Source organism: Streptomyces sp. NPDC058307 (assembly GCF_042880295.1).
Taxonomy (GTDB): Bacteria; Actinomycetota; Actinomycetes; order Streptomycetales; family Streptomycetaceae; genus Streptomyces.
On record NZ_JBHVYZ010000035.1, the window covers coordinates 1 to 15,053 of the forward strand.

Annotated in this window: 18 protein-coding genes and 3 tRNA genes; 14 read left to right on the top strand and 7 right to left on the bottom strand. The window is 70.5% G+C overall.

All coding sequences use genetic code 11. From position 1 onward, the window contains the following. Window positions 1–27 precede the first annotated feature (27 nt). From ACFVYN_RS23965 to ACFVYN_RS23975, 3 genes are all read left to right on the top strand, one after another. Window positions 28–100 (top strand) — tRNA-Glu (locus ACFVYN_RS23965). 20 nt (window positions 101–120) lie between these two features. Further along, window positions 121–192: transfer RNA gene (locus ACFVYN_RS23970), tRNA-Gln, on the top strand. A 46-nt stretch (window positions 193–238) separates the two neighbouring features. Further along, window positions 239–311, top strand: a tRNA-Glu gene (locus tag ACFVYN_RS23975). A gap of 50 nt (window positions 312–361) precedes the next feature. On the opposite strand, the gene ACFVYN_RS23980 is transcribed toward ACFVYN_RS23975, so the two are convergent. Continuing rightward, a complete protein-coding gene (locus ACFVYN_RS23980) occupies window positions 362–1,006 on the bottom strand; it encodes a MerR family transcriptional regulator (RefSeq protein ID WP_390001675.1) in 645 nt (214 codons plus the stop codon). Between the two features lie 79 nt (window positions 1,007–1,085). On the opposite strand from ACFVYN_RS23980, the gene ACFVYN_RS23985 reads away from it, so the two are divergent. Beyond that, complete coding sequence (locus ACFVYN_RS23985) at window positions 1,086–1,598, top strand: DUF4188 domain-containing protein (protein WP_390001677.1); 513 nt, start codon at window positions 1,086–1,088, stop codon at window positions 1,596–1,598. A gap of 161 nt (window positions 1,599–1,759) precedes the next feature. On the opposite strand, the gene ndgR is transcribed toward ACFVYN_RS23985, so the two are convergent. After that, entirely contained in the window at window positions 1,760–2,476 is a 717-nt protein-coding gene (ndgR, locus tag ACFVYN_RS23990) for an IclR family transcriptional regulator NdgR (RefSeq protein ID WP_007384919.1), read from the bottom strand. 191 nt (window positions 2,477–2,667) lie between these two features. Between ndgR and leuC the strand changes: the two genes are divergently transcribed. The 4 genes from leuC to ACFVYN_RS24010 all read left to right on the top strand — a co-directional run bounded on the left by leuC (window position 2,668) and on the right by ACFVYN_RS24010 (window position 5,993). Continuing rightward, the gene (gene leuC, locus ACFVYN_RS23995; RefSeq protein WP_390001679.1) at window positions 2,668–4,095 is read left to right on the top strand and encodes a 3-isopropylmalate dehydratase large subunit; all 1,428 of its coding nucleotides are present in this window, start codon (window positions 2,668–2,670) and stop codon (window positions 4,093–4,095) included. Window positions 4,096–4,097: 2 nt separating this feature from the next. Next, window positions 4,098–4,691, top strand: coding sequence for a 3-isopropylmalate dehydratase small subunit (gene leuD / locus ACFVYN_RS24000; protein ID WP_390001681.1), 594 nt, complete (start codon window positions 4,098–4,100; stop codon window positions 4,689–4,691). A gap of 277 nt (window positions 4,692–4,968) precedes the next feature. Further along, entirely contained in the window at window positions 4,969–5,199 is a 231-nt protein-coding gene (locus ACFVYN_RS24005; protein ID WP_007384922.1) for a hypothetical protein, read from the top strand. A 137-nt stretch (window positions 5,200–5,336) separates the two neighbouring features. Then, window positions 5,337–5,993, top strand: a complete 657-nt coding sequence (locus ACFVYN_RS24010; RefSeq protein WP_390001683.1) for an HU family DNA-binding protein — start codon at window positions 5,337–5,339, stop codon at window positions 5,991–5,993. A gap of 72 nt (window positions 5,994–6,065) precedes the next feature. Here ACFVYN_RS24010 and ACFVYN_RS24015 read toward each other — a convergent pair whose 3' ends face one another. After that, on the bottom strand, window positions 6,066–6,257 hold the full coding sequence (locus ACFVYN_RS24015; RefSeq protein WP_352389395.1) for a hypothetical protein: 192 nt from the start codon (window positions 6,255–6,257) through the stop codon (window positions 6,066–6,068). Window positions 6,258–6,266: 9 nt separating this feature from the next. Next, window positions 6,267–6,905 (bottom strand): 2-phospho-L-lactate guanylyltransferase, encoded by a 639-nt coding sequence (gene cofC, locus ACFVYN_RS24020; RefSeq protein WP_390001685.1) that lies wholly within the window; start codon window positions 6,903–6,905, stop codon window positions 6,267–6,269. Window positions 6,906–7,060: 155 nt separating this feature from the next. Between cofC and ACFVYN_RS24025 the strand changes: the two genes are divergently transcribed. From ACFVYN_RS24025 to ACFVYN_RS24035, 3 genes are all read left to right on the top strand, one after another. Then, a complete protein-coding gene (locus ACFVYN_RS24025; RefSeq protein WP_390001686.1) occupies window positions 7,061–7,825 on the top strand; it encodes a lysophospholipid acyltransferase family protein in 765 nt (254 codons plus the stop codon). Further along, window positions 7,822–8,832 (top strand): NAD(P)H-dependent glycerol-3-phosphate dehydrogenase, encoded by a 1,011-nt coding sequence (locus ACFVYN_RS24030; protein WP_390001688.1) that lies wholly within the window; start codon window positions 7,822–7,824, stop codon window positions 8,830–8,832. Before ACFVYN_RS24025 ends, ACFVYN_RS24030 begins: the two co-directional genes overlap by 4 nt. Window positions 8,833–8,914: 82 nt before the next feature. Then, window positions 8,915–10,072, top strand: a complete 1,158-nt coding sequence (locus ACFVYN_RS24035) for a D-alanine--D-alanine ligase family protein (RefSeq protein ID WP_390001690.1) — start codon at window positions 8,915–8,917, stop codon at window positions 10,070–10,072. A 13-nt stretch (window positions 10,073–10,085) separates the two neighbouring features. Here the strand turns inward: ACFVYN_RS24035 and ACFVYN_RS24040 are convergent, their stop codons facing one another. Then, window positions 10,086–10,568 carry a DUF3515 domain-containing protein gene (locus ACFVYN_RS24040; RefSeq protein WP_390001691.1) on the bottom strand — a complete coding sequence of 161 codons (483 nt, stop codon included), beginning with the start codon at window positions 10,566–10,568 and terminating at the stop codon, window positions 10,086–10,088. Between the two features lie 20 nt (window positions 10,569–10,588). After that, window positions 10,589–10,822, bottom strand: coding sequence for an Lrp/AsnC family transcriptional regulator (locus ACFVYN_RS24045; RefSeq protein WP_390001693.1), 234 nt, complete (start codon window positions 10,820–10,822; stop codon window positions 10,589–10,591). Window positions 10,823–11,028: 206 nt separating this feature from the next. Between ACFVYN_RS24045 and ACFVYN_RS24050 the strand changes: the two genes are divergently transcribed. Both ACFVYN_RS24050 and thiD read left to right on the top strand, forming a co-directional pair. Next, window positions 11,029–11,997, top strand: a complete 969-nt coding sequence (locus tag ACFVYN_RS24050; RefSeq protein WP_390001695.1) for a thiamine-phosphate kinase — start codon at window positions 11,029–11,031, stop codon at window positions 11,995–11,997. After that, window positions 11,994–12,791: a bifunctional hydroxymethylpyrimidine kinase/phosphomethylpyrimidine kinase gene (thiD, locus tag ACFVYN_RS24055; protein WP_390001697.1), complete on the top strand. Its 798-nt coding sequence runs from the start codon at window positions 11,994–11,996 to the stop codon at window positions 12,789–12,791. The genes ACFVYN_RS24050 and thiD overlap by 4 nt, the downstream gene beginning before the upstream one ends. A 132-nt stretch (window positions 12,792–12,923) precedes the next feature. On the opposite strand, the gene rpmB is transcribed toward thiD, so the two are convergent. Next, window positions 12,924–13,109, bottom strand: coding sequence for a 50S ribosomal protein L28 (rpmB, locus tag ACFVYN_RS24060; RefSeq protein WP_003993230.1), 186 nt, complete (start codon window positions 13,107–13,109; stop codon window positions 12,924–12,926). Between the two features lie 257 nt (window positions 13,110–13,366). On the opposite strand from rpmB, the gene ACFVYN_RS24065 reads away from it, so the two are divergent. Beyond that, window positions 13,367–15,046: a DAK2 domain-containing protein gene (locus ACFVYN_RS24065; protein WP_390001807.1), complete on the top strand. Its 1,680-nt coding sequence runs from the start codon at window positions 13,367–13,369 to the stop codon at window positions 15,044–15,046. The last annotated feature ends 7 nt before the right edge of the window (window positions 15,047–15,053 follow it).

Sequence of the window (15,053 nt, forward strand, 5' to 3'; positions counted from 1 at the left end):
TGCATCGCGGAGATCCAGCTCCGCAAAGCCCCCGTTGTGTAGCGGCCTAGCACGCCGCCCTCTCAAGGCGGTAGCGCCGGTTCGAATCCGGTCGGGGGTACGCAGTAGTTTAAATTGCAATGGTCTATGGTGTAATTGGCAACACTACGGTTTCTGGTACCGTCATTCTTGGTTCGAGTCCAGGTAGACCAGCTCGGACCTGCGGCGTTGTAAATTAAACGCGTGCAGGATCGCTAGGGCCCCCGTTGTGTAGCGGCCTAGCACGCCGCCCTCTCAAGGCGGTAGCGCCGGTTCGAATCCGGTCGGGGGTACAGGTTGAAGGCTCTTCGCTCAGGCGGAGGGCCTTCGCTGCGTCCCGGGTTCATTCGAGACCGTATCTCCGCGTCGACTCCTCCTCCTGGGCCAGCCGGTGCAGTGCCCGGAGCATCGGCTCGACGAGCACCGCGCCCAGCACCGCGACCTCGGCCTTCTCGGCCTCCGACCCATGCGACTCCATGAACGCCATGTCCAGCTCGGCCACCTGACGCATCAACCGCGCGTACGGCACGAGCATTTCGGGGCTCCAGTCGTAGCCGAGCCGGCGCAGCGCGGCCGCCGCCACCACCAGGGAGCGGAACGAGGGGGAGACGCTCGTCATGGCCTGGGCGTGGGACCACCCCAGCGTCCTGAGCAACTCCTCCATCGCGGCCCGTGCGCCCCGCATGAACTCGTCGTCCGCGTCCGGCTCCGGCACCTGCGGCAGCGCCCAGACCGCCGCGCCCAGGCGCATCGCGCGGGGCAGGGAGTCGTCGTCGACGTGTCCCAGCACCTCCCTGACCGTGGCCACCGGCACCTTGCCGACCTGGATCATCGCCCGCACCAGCCGCAGTCGGCGCAGATGGTCCTCGTCGTAGTCGGCCGTCGTGGCGTTGATCTGGCGGCCCGGCGGCAACAGCCCTTCGCGCAGGTAGTACTTGATCGTCGCGGCGGACACACCGCTGCGCTCGCTGAGTTGGGCCAGTCGCATCTCTTGTGCCCCCTCTCGGATACCGGCACTATCCAACCAGTCGCCATCGGATAGTGCAGCTCGCCAACGAGGGGGTCCCATGCTCGGGATGAAGGTCACCGCAGGCCGCACCACCGCGTCCACGCAGGGAGACGTGGTCGTCCTGCTGATCGGCATGCGCATCAACCACTTCTGGGCCGTGCACCACTGGGGGCCGGTCCTCCTGGCCATGCCGCGGATGCTGCGGGAGTTGCAGCGGGCGCCGGAGCGGGGACTGCTCTCGCACGTCCTGCTGACGGCCTCACCGCGGACGTACTACGTCGTCCAGTACTGGGAGTCGAAGGAGAAGCTGTACGCGTACGCGCACTCGCCTGAGATGTTCCACCACCGGGCGTGGGCGATGATCAACCGCAAGGAGAAGGCGGGGAAGGCGCGTCAGCACGTGGGCCTGTGGCACGAGGCGTACGTGGTGCCGGAGGGGTCGTACGAGTCGATCTACGCGGACATGCCGGCGTTCGGACTGGCGGCCGCGCACGGGCAGGTTCCGGTGGAGCGCAGGGGGCGGTCCGCGAAGGAGCGGTTCGCCCACAAGTCCGGGAGTGTGACTCCCTAGGGGCGCGGGGAACTGCTCGACCAGCCGCGACGGCGGGTCGGACGGCTGACGGCCGGTGGGGGTTGGGCGCGCAGTTCCCCGCGCCCCTGGGTGGGGCATCTTCCCGTCGGTACAAGACCTGCCGCGGCGTTGAGGCCGGTCTCGTTCCGAGGGAGTCCTCCTCAGCCCGTGCGGCGCAGTGCCTCGGAGAGGCGGGCGGCGGCGTCGATGACCGCCTGGGCGTGCATGCGGCCCGGGTGACGGGTCAGGCGCTCGATCGGGCCGGAGACCGAGACGGCGGCCACCACGCGGTTGGACGGGCCGCGTACCGGTGCGGAGACGGAGGCGACGCCCGGCTCGCGCTCGCCGATGGACTGGGCCCAGCCGCGCCGCCGTACGCCCGAGAGGGCGGTGGCCGTGAAGCGGGCGCCCTGGAGGCCGCGGTGCAGGCGCTCCGGCTCCTCCCAGGCCATCAGGATCTGTGCCGAGGAGCCCGCCTTCATGGTGAGCGTCGAGCCGACCGGCACCGTGTCTCTGAGGCCCGACAGGCGCTCGGCCGCGGCGACGCAGATGCGCATGTCGCCCTGGCGGCGGTAGAGCTGCGCGCTCTCGCCGGTGATGTCCCGCAGATGCGTGAGCACCGGGCCGGCCGTCGCGAGGAGGCGGTCCTCGCCGGCGGCCGCGGCCAGCTCGGCGAGGCGCGGGCCGAGAATGAAACGGCCCTGCATGTCGCGTGCCACCATGCGGTGGTGTTCCAGAGCCACGGCCAGCCGGTGGGCCGTGGGTCGTGCCAGTCCGGTGGCCGCGACCAGTCCTGCGAGGGTGGCGGGTCCGGACTCCAGAGCGCTCAGCACAAGGGCTGCCTTGTCCAGAACGCCGACGCCGCTACTGTTGTCCATGAAACGATACTCACGTCTCACTCTGTGAAACGCAAGTTCCTTTTTTCGTGAGACGCGCAACCCTTGTAGGCACAGCGGCCCGCAGACCAACGGGCCTGGCGGCGGGTGCCCGGGAACAGGGGCCATGGGCGTCGCCTCCACAAGAGCTTCTAGTTGGGTCGGCGCAGCTCTGGCCGACCGGAGGGAAAGCGATGGGTAGGACACTCGCGGAGAAGGTCTGGGACGACCACGTCGTCCGGCGCGCCGAGGGCGAGCCCGACCTCCTCTTCATCGATCTGCACCTGCTGCACGAGGTGACCAGCCCGCAGGCCTTCGACGGACTGCGCAAGAGCGGTCGCCAGGTGCGGCGTCTCGACCTGACCATCGCCACCGAGGACCACAACACCCCGACCCTCGACATCGACAAGCCCATCGCCGACCCGGTCTCCCGGGTCCAGCTGGAGACGCTGCGCAAGAACTGCGCCGACTTCGGCGTGCGGCTGCACCCGCTGGGCGACGTCGAGCAGGGTGTCGTGCACGTCGTCGGCCCGCAGCTGGGTCTGACCCAGCCCGGTATGACGGTCGTGTGCGGTGACTCCCACACCTCCACGCACGGCGCCTTCGGCGGCCTGGCCTTCGGCATCGGCACCTCCCAGGTGGAGCACGTGCTGGCCACCCAGACACTGCCGCTGGTCCGCCCGAAGACCATGGCCATCACGGTCGACGGCGAACTGCCCGACGGCGTCACCGCCAAGGACCTGATCCTCGCGATCATCGCCAGGATCGGCACCGGCGGCGGCCAGGGCTACGTCCTGGAGTACCGCGGCTCCGCCATCGAGAAGCTCTCGATGGAAGCCCGCATGACCATCTGCAACATGTCGATCGAGGCCGGCGCCCGCGCGGGCATGATCGCCCCCGACCAGACCACCTTCGACTACCTCGAGGGCCGCCCGCACGCACCCAAGGGCGAGGACTGGGACGCGGCCGTCGCGTACTGGAAGACCTTGAAGACGGACGAGGACGCCGAGTTCGACGCCGAGGTCGTCATCAAGGCCGACGAGCTGGCGCCGTTCGTCACCTGGGGCACCAACCCGGGCCAGGGAGCGCCGCTTTCGGCGAACGTCCCCGACCCTGCTTCGTACGAAGACGCTTCGGAGCGCCACGCCGCCGAAAAGGCCCTGGAATACATGGGGTTGGAGGCCGGCCAGCCGCTCACCTCCATCAAGGTCGACACCGTCTTCGTAGGTTCGTGCACCAACGGCCGTATCGAGGACCTGCGCGCCGCCGCCGAGCTCGTCAAGGGCCGCAAAGTCGCCGACGGCGTACGGATGCTGGTCGTCCCGGGCTCCGCGCGGGTCGGTCTGCAGGCCGTCTCCGAGGGCCTGGACGTCGTCTTCAAGGAGGCCGGCGCCGAATGGCGGCACGCGGGCTGCTCGATGTGCCTGGGCATGAACCCCGACCAGCTGGCCCCCGGTGAGCGCTCCGCGTCCACCTCCAACCGCAACTTCGAGGGCCGGCAGGGCAAGGGCGGTCGTACGCACCTGGTGTCGCCGCAGGTCGCCGCCGCGACCGCCGTGCTGGGCCATCTGGCCTCGCCCGCCGACCTGTCCGACGCCCCTGTCGCCGCTGGAGTCCGATAGCCATGGAAGCATTCACCACGCACACCGGCCGAGCCGTCCCGCTGCGCCGTTCCAACGTCGACACCGACCAGATCATCCCTGCTCACTGGCTCAAGAAGGTGACCCGGGACGGTTTCGAGGACGGGCTGTTCGAGGCCTGGCGCAAGGACGGGAAATTCATCCTCAACCAGCCCGAGCGCAAGGGCGCCACGGTCCTGGTCGCCGGCCCCGACTTCGGCACCGGCTCCTCCCGTGAGCACGCGGTGTGGGCGCTGCAGAACTACGGCTTCAAGGCCGTGATCTCCTCCCGCTTCGCCGACATCTTCCGCGGCAACTCGCTCAAGAACGGCCTGCTCACGGTGGTTCTCGAGCAGAAGATCGTGGACGCGCTGCAGGAGCTCACGGAGAAGGACCCCACGGCCGAGATCACGGTCGACCTCGAGGCCCGCGAGGTGCGCGCCGAGGGCATCACCGCCGCCTTCGAACTCGACGAGAACGCCCGTTGGCGGCTGCTGAACGGCCTGGACGACATCTCCATCACCCTCCAGAACGAGCCCGACATCGCCGCGTACGAGGCCAAGCGGCCCTCCTACAAGCCGCGCACGCTGCAGACGTGACGGCGCCCCTCCTTCGGAGCAACTGAACAGGTCGAGTTTCGGCCACCTCAACACCCCTGCCGTACCCCCGATCAGCCCGATCGGGGGTACGGCCGTGTCTGCCTCCGGACGGCCTCGTACCGCGCGACACGCCCGCTCAACTTCCCACGTTACGGCGGGTGTTGTCGGGGTACGCGTCCCTTGTAGCCGTGACTTCCGGATGTGCCTGGAAGGCCGTTTGAGGCGGCAGTTGCACCCCTAGCAGGCGACAACTCGCCCCAGATGGCACAATCTGTGCATGGAACACGACGGCCAACTCGAGCTCTATGCGGCAGTCGCGGACCAACTGAAGGAAGCGCACGCAAGAGTGCGCGCACTGCAAGTCCCGGAGGGCGTACGGATGGCGCTGACCCGGAAGCTGCTGGTCATTACGGCCGCGGCCAAGCACGACGTCGTCGAAGCGACAAGGCGTCTGGAGGGGTTCATGGCCGACCTCGACGCGGGGCGAATCCCGGAAGAGGAACGCTGAACAAGTCCAGAGCAGTCGAGTTCGTTGCGGCACAAGGGTGATAAGCCCGTTTCGTGTTTGATTTGCGGTATATATCTGCCTAACGTGCGAAAAAGCCTGAACAGTTTCGTTCGGGCGATGTCTCCGAAGGGGAAGACGTGAACAAGGCGCAGCTCGTAGAAGCGATTGCCGACAAGGTGGGTGGCCGCCAGCAGGCCGCCGACGCGGTCGACGCGGTCCTGGACGCCATCGTCCGCGCGACGGTCGCGGGCGACCGGGTCTCGGTCACCGGCTTCGGTTCGTTCGAGAAGGTCGACCGGCCGGCCCGTTACGCCCGCAACCCCCAGACCGGCGAGCGGGTTCGGGTCAAGAAGACGTCCGTTCCCCGCTTCCGCGCGGGCCAGGGCTTCAAGGACCTGGTGAGCGGCACGAAGAAGCTCCCGAAGAACGACGTCGCGGTCAAGAAGGCGCCCAAGGGCAGCCTGACCGGCGGCGCTTCGGCCACGGTCAAGAAGGCGGCCGCGAAGAAGGCCACCACCGCCAGGAGCGCCGCGGCCAAGAAGACCACGGCCACCGCCAAGAAGACGACGGCCAAGAAGACCACGGCCACGGCCAAGAAGACGACGGCGAAGAAGGCCCCCGCCAAGAAGGCGACCGGCACCGCCGCCAAGACCACGGCCGCGAACAAGAGCGCCGCCAAGAAGACGACGGCCAAGAGCGCCCCGGCGAAGAAGGCGACCGCCAAGAAGGCGCCCGCCAAGAAGTCCGCGGCTCGCACCACCACCGCCAAGAAGGCCACGGCCCGCAAGAGGTAAGGGCACAGGGGCACTCACGCGCCGGGCCGGACTCCGCATCGGAGTCCGGCCCGCGGCGTGTGCAAGGGGGTCTCAGAAGGTCTGGAGGGTCACCAGGGTGACCTTGTCCCCGGTCATCTCGATCCGCACGCGCTGTCCGGGACGCAGCAGCCTCAGACCGCCCGCGTCGAACGCCGGCGCGTCGAAGGGCACGGGGGTGCCGTCGTCGAGAAGCACCTGCCCACTGCGGCTTTCGGGGTCGTACGTGTACGCGGTCGCCTGCATGGCCGCAGCCTACTGCCCGGGAATCAGCAACCGCGCCGCGGCGGCGGCCGTCCGGGGGCCCACCCCGAGCGCGAGCGCGGCCCGCAGGTCCTCGCCGGTGTCCACGTCCTGTCGTACGGAATCGACCTCGGTGAGGGGGAGTTCCGCCGCTCCCGAGGCCCGGTGTCGTGCCCGTGAATCGGGGCCGAAGGCGGGACGCAATTCCGCGTCGCCCCGGGCCGCCAGCAGAGTGGTGCCGATTGCCGCGGCGTCCGCGAGGAAAGCGCGCGGGAATTGTGCGGCGGCGTCCAGAACCCGGGCCAATTCCAGGGGGCGTAGCGCCGGAAGATCGGCGTTCAGGGCCGCGAGGGCGCTTTCGGGACGCGTCGAGCGGACGACGGCCGCCGCGTGCGCGAGGGCCGCGTTCAGGCCCCCTCGGGGCTCGTCGGAGACGATGCGGGCGCCCAGGGCCGCGAGTTCCCGGCCGGCGAGGGCGTCGTCCGTGACGACCGCCACATCCCCGACCGCCGGGCAGGCCAGCGCGGCCGCCACGGTGTCCTGGGCAAAGGCGAGGGCCAGACCCGGGCGCACCCCGTCGTCGGCGGTGTCCGAGAGCCTGCTCTTGGCCCGCGCCAGGGGTTTGAGGGGGATGACCAACGTCCACTGCACCAGCGTTCCGTCCTTCTCTTCTCGCCGCCATTGTCACTCAGTCGTCACGCGCCCCATCTGGCGGTGTCGGTGGCGGGGCGTACGGTGTTCTCGACAGACAGACGGCCCGGGGCGACACTTGTGCGGCCCCCCAGGCCCTAGAGGAAGGTGTCCGCGTGTCCCGCCGCAGAATCGGCTTCTGGTACCGCCTGGCAGCGGTGATCGCCAAACCGCCGCTCATGGTTCTGCTCAAGCGGGACTGGCGTGGAATGGAGCACATTCCGGCTGACGGCGGATTTATCACCGCGGTCAACCACAATTCGCACATCGATCCCCTCGCGTACGCGCACTTCCAGTACAACACCGGCCGCGTTCCGCGATTCCTCGCGAAGAGCGGTCTTTTCAACAAGGGATTCGTCGGCGTCATGATGCGCGGCACGGGGCAGATTCCCGTCTACCGCGAGACCACCGACGCGCTCAGCGCCTTCCGGGCCGCCATCGAGGCCGTGGAACGCGGCGAATGCGTCGCGTTCTACCCCGAGGGCACCATCACCCGGGACCCCGCCCAGTGGCCCATGGTCGGCAAGACCGGCGCCGCGCGCGTGGCCCTGCAGACCAAGTGCCCGGTGGTCCCGGTCGCCCAGTGGGGCGCCAACGAACTGCTGCCGCCGTACGCCAAGAAGCTGCACGTCCTGCCGCGCAAGACCTCGCACGTCCTCGCGGGGCCGCCCGTGGACCTGTCGCCGTTCTACGGCAAGGAGATGACCCCGGACCTCCTGAAGGAGGCCACCGAGGTCATCATGGCCGCCGTCACCGCCCAGCTGGAGTTGATCCGCGGCGAGAAGGCGCCCGAGGCGGCGTACGACCCGCGCCGTGAGCGGATCGAGCAGCGCCGCCGGACCCGGGCGCAGAACGGTCACGAGGGGGAGAAGAGCAAGTGAGCACACCCGTCAAGGCGGCGGTTCTCAGCGCCGGTTCATGGGGTACGGCCTTCGGTGTCGTGCTCGCCGACGCGGGCTGCGAGGTCACCCTCTGGGCACGCCGTCCGGAGGTCGCCGATGCCATCAACTCCGGCCGGACGAACCCCGACTACTTCCCCGGGGTGGAGCTCCCGCAGGGGATCAGGGCGACCACGGATCCCGCCGAGGCCGCCGCCGGCGCCGACTTCACGATCCTGTCGATTCCCTCGCAGACCCTGCGCGCCAACCTCGCCGAGTGGACCCCGCTGCTCGCGCCCGACACCGTCCTCGTCTCCCTCATGAAGGGCGTCGAGCTCGGCTCCGCCATGCGGATGAGCGAGGTGATCGAGGACGTCGCGAAGGTCGGCGCCGACCGCATCGCCGTGGTCACCGGACCCAACCTCGCGCGGGAGATCGCCGCCCGGATGCCGGCCGCCGCCGTGGTCGCCTGCACCGACGAGGCGGTGGCCCGGCGCCTGCAGGCCGTCTGCCACACGCCGTACTTCCGCCCCTACACCAACACGGACGTGGTGGGCTGCGAACTGGGCGGCGCCGTGAAGAACGTCATCGGTCTCGCCGTCGGCATCGCGGACGGCATGGGACTCGGCGACAACGCCAAGGGCTCGCTCATCACACGCGGTCTCGCGGAGACGACCCGGCTCGGACTCGCCATGGGCGCCGACCCGCTGACGTTCTCCGGACTCGCCGGCCTCGGCGACCTGGTGGCGACCTGCTCCTCGCCGCTGTCGCGCAACCACACCTTCGGCACCAACCTCGGCAAGGGCATGACCCTGCAGGAGACCATCGCGGTCACCCGGCAGACCGCGGAGGGCGTCAAGTCCTGCGAGTCCGTGCTGGATCTCGCCCGCAGGCACGGCGTCGACATGCCGATCACCGAGACGGTCGTCGGGATCGTGCACGAGGGCAAGTCCCCGGTGGTCGCCGTCAAGGAGCTGATGTCGCGCAGCGCGAAGCCCGAGCGACACTGAGCCACGAGGCCGCTTTTTGCCTCGTTCGCCGCAGGGGTGGGCGCTGTATCAGGGCACTACCAACGGGTACTCTCAACGCGATATGAGCACCGAGAACCTCCCCCAGAGCCCTGAGCAGCCGCCTCGCAAGCCGCGCGTGGCCGTCGTGTTCGGCGGGCGCAGCTCCGAACACGGGATCTCCGTGGTCACCGCCGGCGCCGTCCTGCGGGCCATCGACCGGACCAGGTACGACGTCCTGCCGATCGGCATCACCAAGGACGGCCGCTGGGCGCTCACCGCCGACGAACCGGAACGCATGGCGATCACCGAGCGCCGTACGCCGAGCGTCGAGGAGCTCGCCGAGTCGGGCGAGGGCGGTGTGGTGCTCCCCGTGGACCCCGCGAACCGCGAAGTCGTCTACAGCGAGCCCGGATCGGTGCCCAAGGCGCTCGGTGAGGTCGACGTCGTCTTCCCCGTCCTGCACGGCCCCTACGGCGAGGACGGCACCCTCCAGGGCCTCCTGGAGCTCTCCGGCGTCCCGTACGTCGGCTCGGGCGTGCTCGCCTCGGCCGTCGGGCAGGACAAGGAGTACATGAAGCGGGTGTTCACCTCCTTCGGGCTCAAGGTCGGCCCGTACGTGGTGATCCGGCCCCGCGAGTGGGAGCGGGACGAGTCCGCGGCCCGCAAGAAGATCGTCGACTTCGCGGGCGAGCACGGCTGGCCGCTCTTCGTGAAGCCCGCCCGCGCGGGTTCGTCGATCGGCATCACCAAGGTCGACGACCTCTCCGGCCTCGACGAGGCGATCGCCGAGGCGCAGAGCCACGACCCGAAGATCCTGGTCGAGGCGGCGCTGCGGGGCCGCGAGATCGAGTGCGGTGTCCTGGAGTTCGAGGACGGCCCGCGCGCGTCGGTCCCGGCCGAGATCCCCCCGCCGCAGGAGCACGCGTACTACGACTTCGAGGCGAAGTACATCGACTCGACCCCGGGCATCGTGCCGGCGCCGCTCACGCCCGAGGAGACGGCCGAGGTGCAGCAGCTCGCGGTCGACGCCTTCGAGGCGGCCTCCTGCGAGGGCCTGGTCCGCGCGGACTTCTTCCTCACCGAGGACGGCGAGTTCGTGATCAACGAGATCAACACGCTCCCCGGCTTCACGCCGATCTCGATGTACCCGCAGATGTGGGAGAAGAGCGGGATCGGCTACCCCGAGCTGGTGGACCGGCTGATCCAGGCGGCACTGCGCAGGCGGACGGGGCTGCGGTAGCCGGTGTAGGCGGCTAGTCGGCGATCCCTTCGGGGATCGCCTTCTTTATGCCGGGCGCCAGGTCCACCAGCGGCGCCATGCCGTTCTTTGTGCGGTCCTCGGGGATCGTCACCTCGACGTATGCCTTGCGCAGGGTCGTGGTGAACCGGAACGACCCGTTGTCCTGCTTCTGCAGCAGCCAGCCGACCCCGTCGACCTCGACCCCGTCGGCCTCCGGATCGTCCATCTTCGAGGGCCGCTGGACACCGCACCGCAGTATGATCGCCGGGTCACCCCAGCCCGCGGTCAGCGTGGACGCGGGCTCGGGATCCCGACGGTCCTGGTCGTCGACCTTGGACGGCAGTACCCGGTCCAGCTCTCGGCACAGCTTCGTGACGCCCGCCCCCGGCGAGGGAACCGCCGCCGACGCGCTGTCGTCTGCGGAGGAGCAGCCCGCGACCGTGATCAGCAGGGCGAGCGCGGACAAGCCGAGAGGCCGGTGAGGGAAGAAGTTCACCGGCCAAGGGTAGACGGGGGCTACAGATGGACGACCGGGCAGGTCAGGGTACGCGTGATGCCGTCCACCTGCTGGACCTTGGCGACCACCATCCGGCCCAGGTCGTCCACGGTGTCGGCCTGTGCGCGGACGATCACGTCATACGGTCCTGTCACGTCCTCGGCCTGGATGACTCCAGGAATCTTGCCGATCGTCTCGGCGACGGTCGACGCCTTGCCGACATCTGTCTGGATCAGGATGTACGCCTGTACCACGGAACCTCCAGGGCGGCCACGAGGATCATGTGGGGAAAAGGAACGCCACGGTATCGCGTCGCCGCTCGTCGCGGGGAGACCCGCGGGGACGCGGACACCGGTGCCGGGGTGCGGACAGGACAGAAGTTCACGGTCCCCTCGACCGTATCGAGGACACTGATGACGCGCGACCGGGCACGGCACGGCACAGAAGGGGCGTAAGGGCAATGAAGGGCACTGTTGGTGAGCTCGGCGAGTTCGGGCTCATCAGGGAGCTCACCTCCCGTCTCACCACCACCCCGGCGGTCCGGGTGGGTCCCGGCGACGACGCCGCGGTGGTCGCCGCGCCCGACCGCAGGGTCGTGGCGAGCACCGACATCCTTCTGGAGGGCCGGCACTTCCGCCGCGACTGGTCCACGGCCTACGACGTCGGCCGCAAGGCGGCCGCGCAGAACCTCGCGGACATCGCCGCCATGGGCGCCGTGCCGACCGCGCTGCTGCTCGGCCTGGTCGTGCCCGCCGAACTCCCCGTGACCTGGCCCTCGGAGCTCATGGACGGGCTGCGCGACGAGTGCCAGGTCGCGGGCGCGTCGGTGGTCGGCGGGGACGTCGTACGAGGGGACACGATCATGGTCTCCATCACCGCCCTCGGTGATCTGCGGGGCCAGGAGCCGGTGACCCGGGGCGGCGCCCAGCCCGGCGACCTGGTGGCGGTGACCGGCTGGCTGGGCTGGTCGGCCGCCGGGTACGCGGTGCTCGCCCGCGGCTTCCGCTCACCGCGCGCGTTCGTCGAGGCACACCGGCGCCCCGAGCCGCCGTACCACGCGGGCCCGGCCGCCGCCGCGCTCGGCGCGACCGCGATGTGCGACGTGAGCGACGGACTGATCGCCGACCTGGGACACATCGCCGAGGCCAGCAAGGTCCGCATCGACGTCCGCTCCGGCGCGATCGACATCCCGACCCAGATGCACGACATCGGGCAGGCCGTCGGTGTCGACCCCATCCAGTGGGTGCTGACCGGGGGAGAGGACCACGCGATCGTGGCGACCTTCCCGCAGGACGTGAAACTGCCCGCCCGCTGGAAGGTCATCGGCGAGGTCCTCAACCCCTCGGCGCTGCCCCAGGTGACGGTCGACGGGGCGCCCTGGACCAGCAAGGGCGGCTGGGACCACTTCGGCGGGGACATCGAGTCGTGAAGCCCCTGGTGCTCACGGTGGCGGGCTCCGACTCCGGCGGGGGCGCCGGAATCCAGGCCGACCTGAAGACCATGCTCGCGCTCGGCGTGCACGGCATGAGTGTCGTCACGGCCGTCACCGCGCAGAACTCCCTCGGCGTACAGGGCGCCTGGGAGCTGCCGGTCGAGGCGGTGCGGGCCCAGTACCGCAGTGTCGTGGACGACATCGGTGTCCAGGCCGTCAAGACCGGGATGCTCGCCTCGGCCGAACTCGTCGAGGCGGTGGCCGAGTTGATCGGCGCCACCGACGCCCCGGCGGTGATCGACCCGGTCGGTGTCTCCAAGCACGGCGACTCGCTGCTGGCCTCGTCCGCCCTGGACTCCGTCCGGCGGCGGCTGCTCCCGGTGGCCACCGTCGCCACCCCGAACCTCGACGAGGTGACCCAGCTCACCGGCGTCCGGGTCGAGTCGGAGTCCCATCTGCGAGACGCCGCCGACGCCGTCCTGTCGTACGGGCCGAAGTGGGTGCTCATCAAGGGCGGACATCTGACCGGCGACGCCGTCGACCTGCTCACCGACGGCTCCGCGGAGCACTGGCTGCGCGCGCCCCGCCACGACAACCGGCACACCCACGGCACCGGCTGCACCCTGGCCTCCGCGATCGCCGCGCAGCTCGCGAAGGGACAGTCCGTGCCGGAGGCAGTGACGGCCGCCAAGGAGTACGTCACCGGCGCGATCGCCGCCGGGTTCGCGCTCGGCGGCGGGATCGGTCCTGTGGATCACGGATGGCGGTTCCGTCGGCCGGCGGGCGCGTAGTCCGCGGGCACGTAGTACACGGGCAGGTAGTACATGGGCAGGTAGTACACGGGCACGGCAAAAAGCCGGCCCACCTCTCGGTGGACCGGCTCAGTGCAGCGAACCAGCAGTGGCCGCGCGCTTAGCTGTGCCTCAGCGCGAGACCTTGCCGGCCTTGATGCACGAGGTGCAAGCGTTGACGCGCTTCGGCGTCCCGCCGACCACGGTACGGACGCGCTGGATGTTCGGGTTCCAGCGACGGGACGTACGGCGGTGCGAGTGCGAGATGTTGTTGCCGAAGCCCGGCCCCTTGCCGCAGACGTCGCAGTTGGCAGCCACGGGTCACTCCAAAGACTTCAGATGCACTTACGGTCGGATCCCGGCAAGCCGGGATCGAAGATCGTAGGATCAGGGATCTGAGTGGCACTGCCAGGGGGAATGGCCCGATCAGATCGGGCAACCGGAGCAGCATACAACGACTGCGCCAGTAGAACGAAACTACCATGGCTGACCAGGCACCCACTCCCGGCCCTCTTCCGGTGGACACCCGCCCGGGGTCTACGCTGCGTCCAGTCCAGCAGCCCGAGGAGGCGCAGGTGGCGCAGGTGCCGCAGACATTCTTCGATGCTCTCGCGGTGCGCACCTGGTGCGGTCTCGCGCTGCGGGCGCTGGGCCGGGCGCGCGAGGAGATCGACGCGATCAACGTCTACCCGGTCGCCGACGGGGACACCGGCACCAACCTCTATCTGACGGCGGAGTCGGCGGCCGCGGCCGTGGAGGCCGTCTTCGAGGCCCACGACGCCCATGGCCAGGGGAAACCGTCGCTCGCCGACGCCGCGCGCGCGATGGCGCACGGAGCCCTCATAGGCGCCCGCGGCAACTCGGGCACGATCCTCGCCCAGCTGCTGCGGGGCATGGCCCAGGTGCTCGCCGCCGACGGTGAGACGACTCACACGGACGGCGAGGGACTCGGGCTCGCCCTGCGGCACGCCGCCGACTCCGCCCGCCAGGCCGTCGCCCACCCCGTCGAGGGCACGGTCCTCACGGTCGCCTCGGCCGCCGCCGACGCGGCCGGGGCAGCGGAGGGCGACTGCGGGACGGTCGCCCGGGCCGCCTACGACGGGGCGCGCGCCGCCCTCGCCGCGACACCCGGCCAGCTGGCCGTCCTGGAGCGGGCCGGAGTGGTGGACGCCGGCGGGCGGGGGCTGGTGGCGGTGCTCGGGGCGCTGGTGGAGACGTTCACGGGGGAGGCGCCCAGGGCGGTGCCGGTGGCGAGCGGAGCGTCCCCGGAGGTCCCCACAGACTCCTCCCCGGCCTCCCCCGAAGAGTGCGACGACCCCCCGCACACCGCGGGCCCCGCCTTCGAGGTGATCTACCTCCTGGAGGCCGACGACACCGCCGTCGCACGGCTGCGGGAGCGGCTCGACGCGCTCGGGGACTCCCTCGTGGTGGTCGGCGGCGACGGACTGTGGAACGTCCATGTGCACGTCGACGACGCGGGCGCCGCCCTGGAGGCGGGCGTCGAGGCCGGGCGGCCGTACCGGATCCGCATCACGCACTTCGGCCTCGGTGACGTGCACACCACCGGCGCCGAGCGGCCGCCCCGCGAGCGCGCCCAGCGGGCCGTCGTCGCCGTCGTGCCCGGTGCGGGCCTGGCCGGGCTGTACGCCGAGGCCGGCGCGACCACCGTGCTCGCCCGCCCCGGGGAGCCGCCCGCGAGCGGGGAGCTCGTGGAGGCGGTACGACGGGCCCACGCGCGCGAGGTCGTGCTGCTGCCCAATGACGCCGAGCTGCGCCACACCGCCGCCGCCGCGGCCGAGCAGGCCCGCACGGAGGGCATCCGGGTCGCGCTGATCCCGACCCGCTCCGCGGTCCAGGGCATCGCGGCGCTCGCCGTGCACGAACCGGAGCGCCGGTTCGACGAGGACGTCGTCCAGATGACCTCGGCGGCCGGCGCGACCCGGTACGCCGAGGTCACCGTCGCCGAACGCCAGTCCTGGACCATGGCCGGCATCTGCCAGGCCGGTGACGTCCTCGGGCTCATCGACGGGGACGTGGCGGTGATCGGCTCGGACGTCACCGTCACCGCCGAGGCCGTCCTGGACCGCATGCTCTCGGCCGGCGGCGAGCTGGTCACCCTCGTCGTGGGCGACGAGGCCCCCGAGGCCGTCGCCGACCGCCTGGAGGCGCGCGTACGGGAGTCGTACCTCGCCGTGGACACCGTGGTGTACCGGGGCGGGCGGCAGGGGGCCCTGCTGCTCATCGGGGTCGAGTAGAACCCAT

Coding starts and splice junctions, on each gene's coding strand:
- ACFVYN_RS23980 (WP_390001675.1), bottom strand. CDS start 1,006: ATGCGACTGGCCCAACTCAGCGAGCGCAGCGGTGTGTCCGCCGCGACG.
- ACFVYN_RS23985 (WP_390001677.1), top strand. CDS start 1,086: ATGCTCGGGATGAAGGTCACCGCAGGCCGCACCACCGCGTCCACGCAG.
- ndgR (WP_007384919.1), bottom strand. CDS start 2,476: ATGGACAACAGTAGCGGCGTCGGCGTTCTGGACAAGGCAGCCCTTGTG.
- leuC (WP_390001679.1), top strand. CDS start 2,668: ATGGGTAGGACACTCGCGGAGAAGGTCTGGGACGACCACGTCGTCCGG.
- leuD (WP_390001681.1), top strand. CDS start 4,098: ATGGAAGCATTCACCACGCACACCGGCCGAGCCGTCCCGCTGCGCCGT.
- ACFVYN_RS24005 (WP_007384922.1), top strand. CDS start 4,969: ATGGAACACGACGGCCAACTCGAGCTCTATGCGGCAGTCGCGGACCAA.
- ACFVYN_RS24015 (WP_352389395.1), bottom strand. CDS start 6,257: ATGCAGGCGACCGCGTACACGTACGACCCCGAAAGCCGCAGTGGGCAG.
- ACFVYN_RS24035 (WP_390001690.1), top strand. CDS start 8,915: ATGAGCACCGAGAACCTCCCCCAGAGCCCTGAGCAGCCGCCTCGCAAG.
- ACFVYN_RS24050 (WP_390001695.1), top strand. CDS start 11,029: ATGAAGGGCACTGTTGGTGAGCTCGGCGAGTTCGGGCTCATCAGGGAG.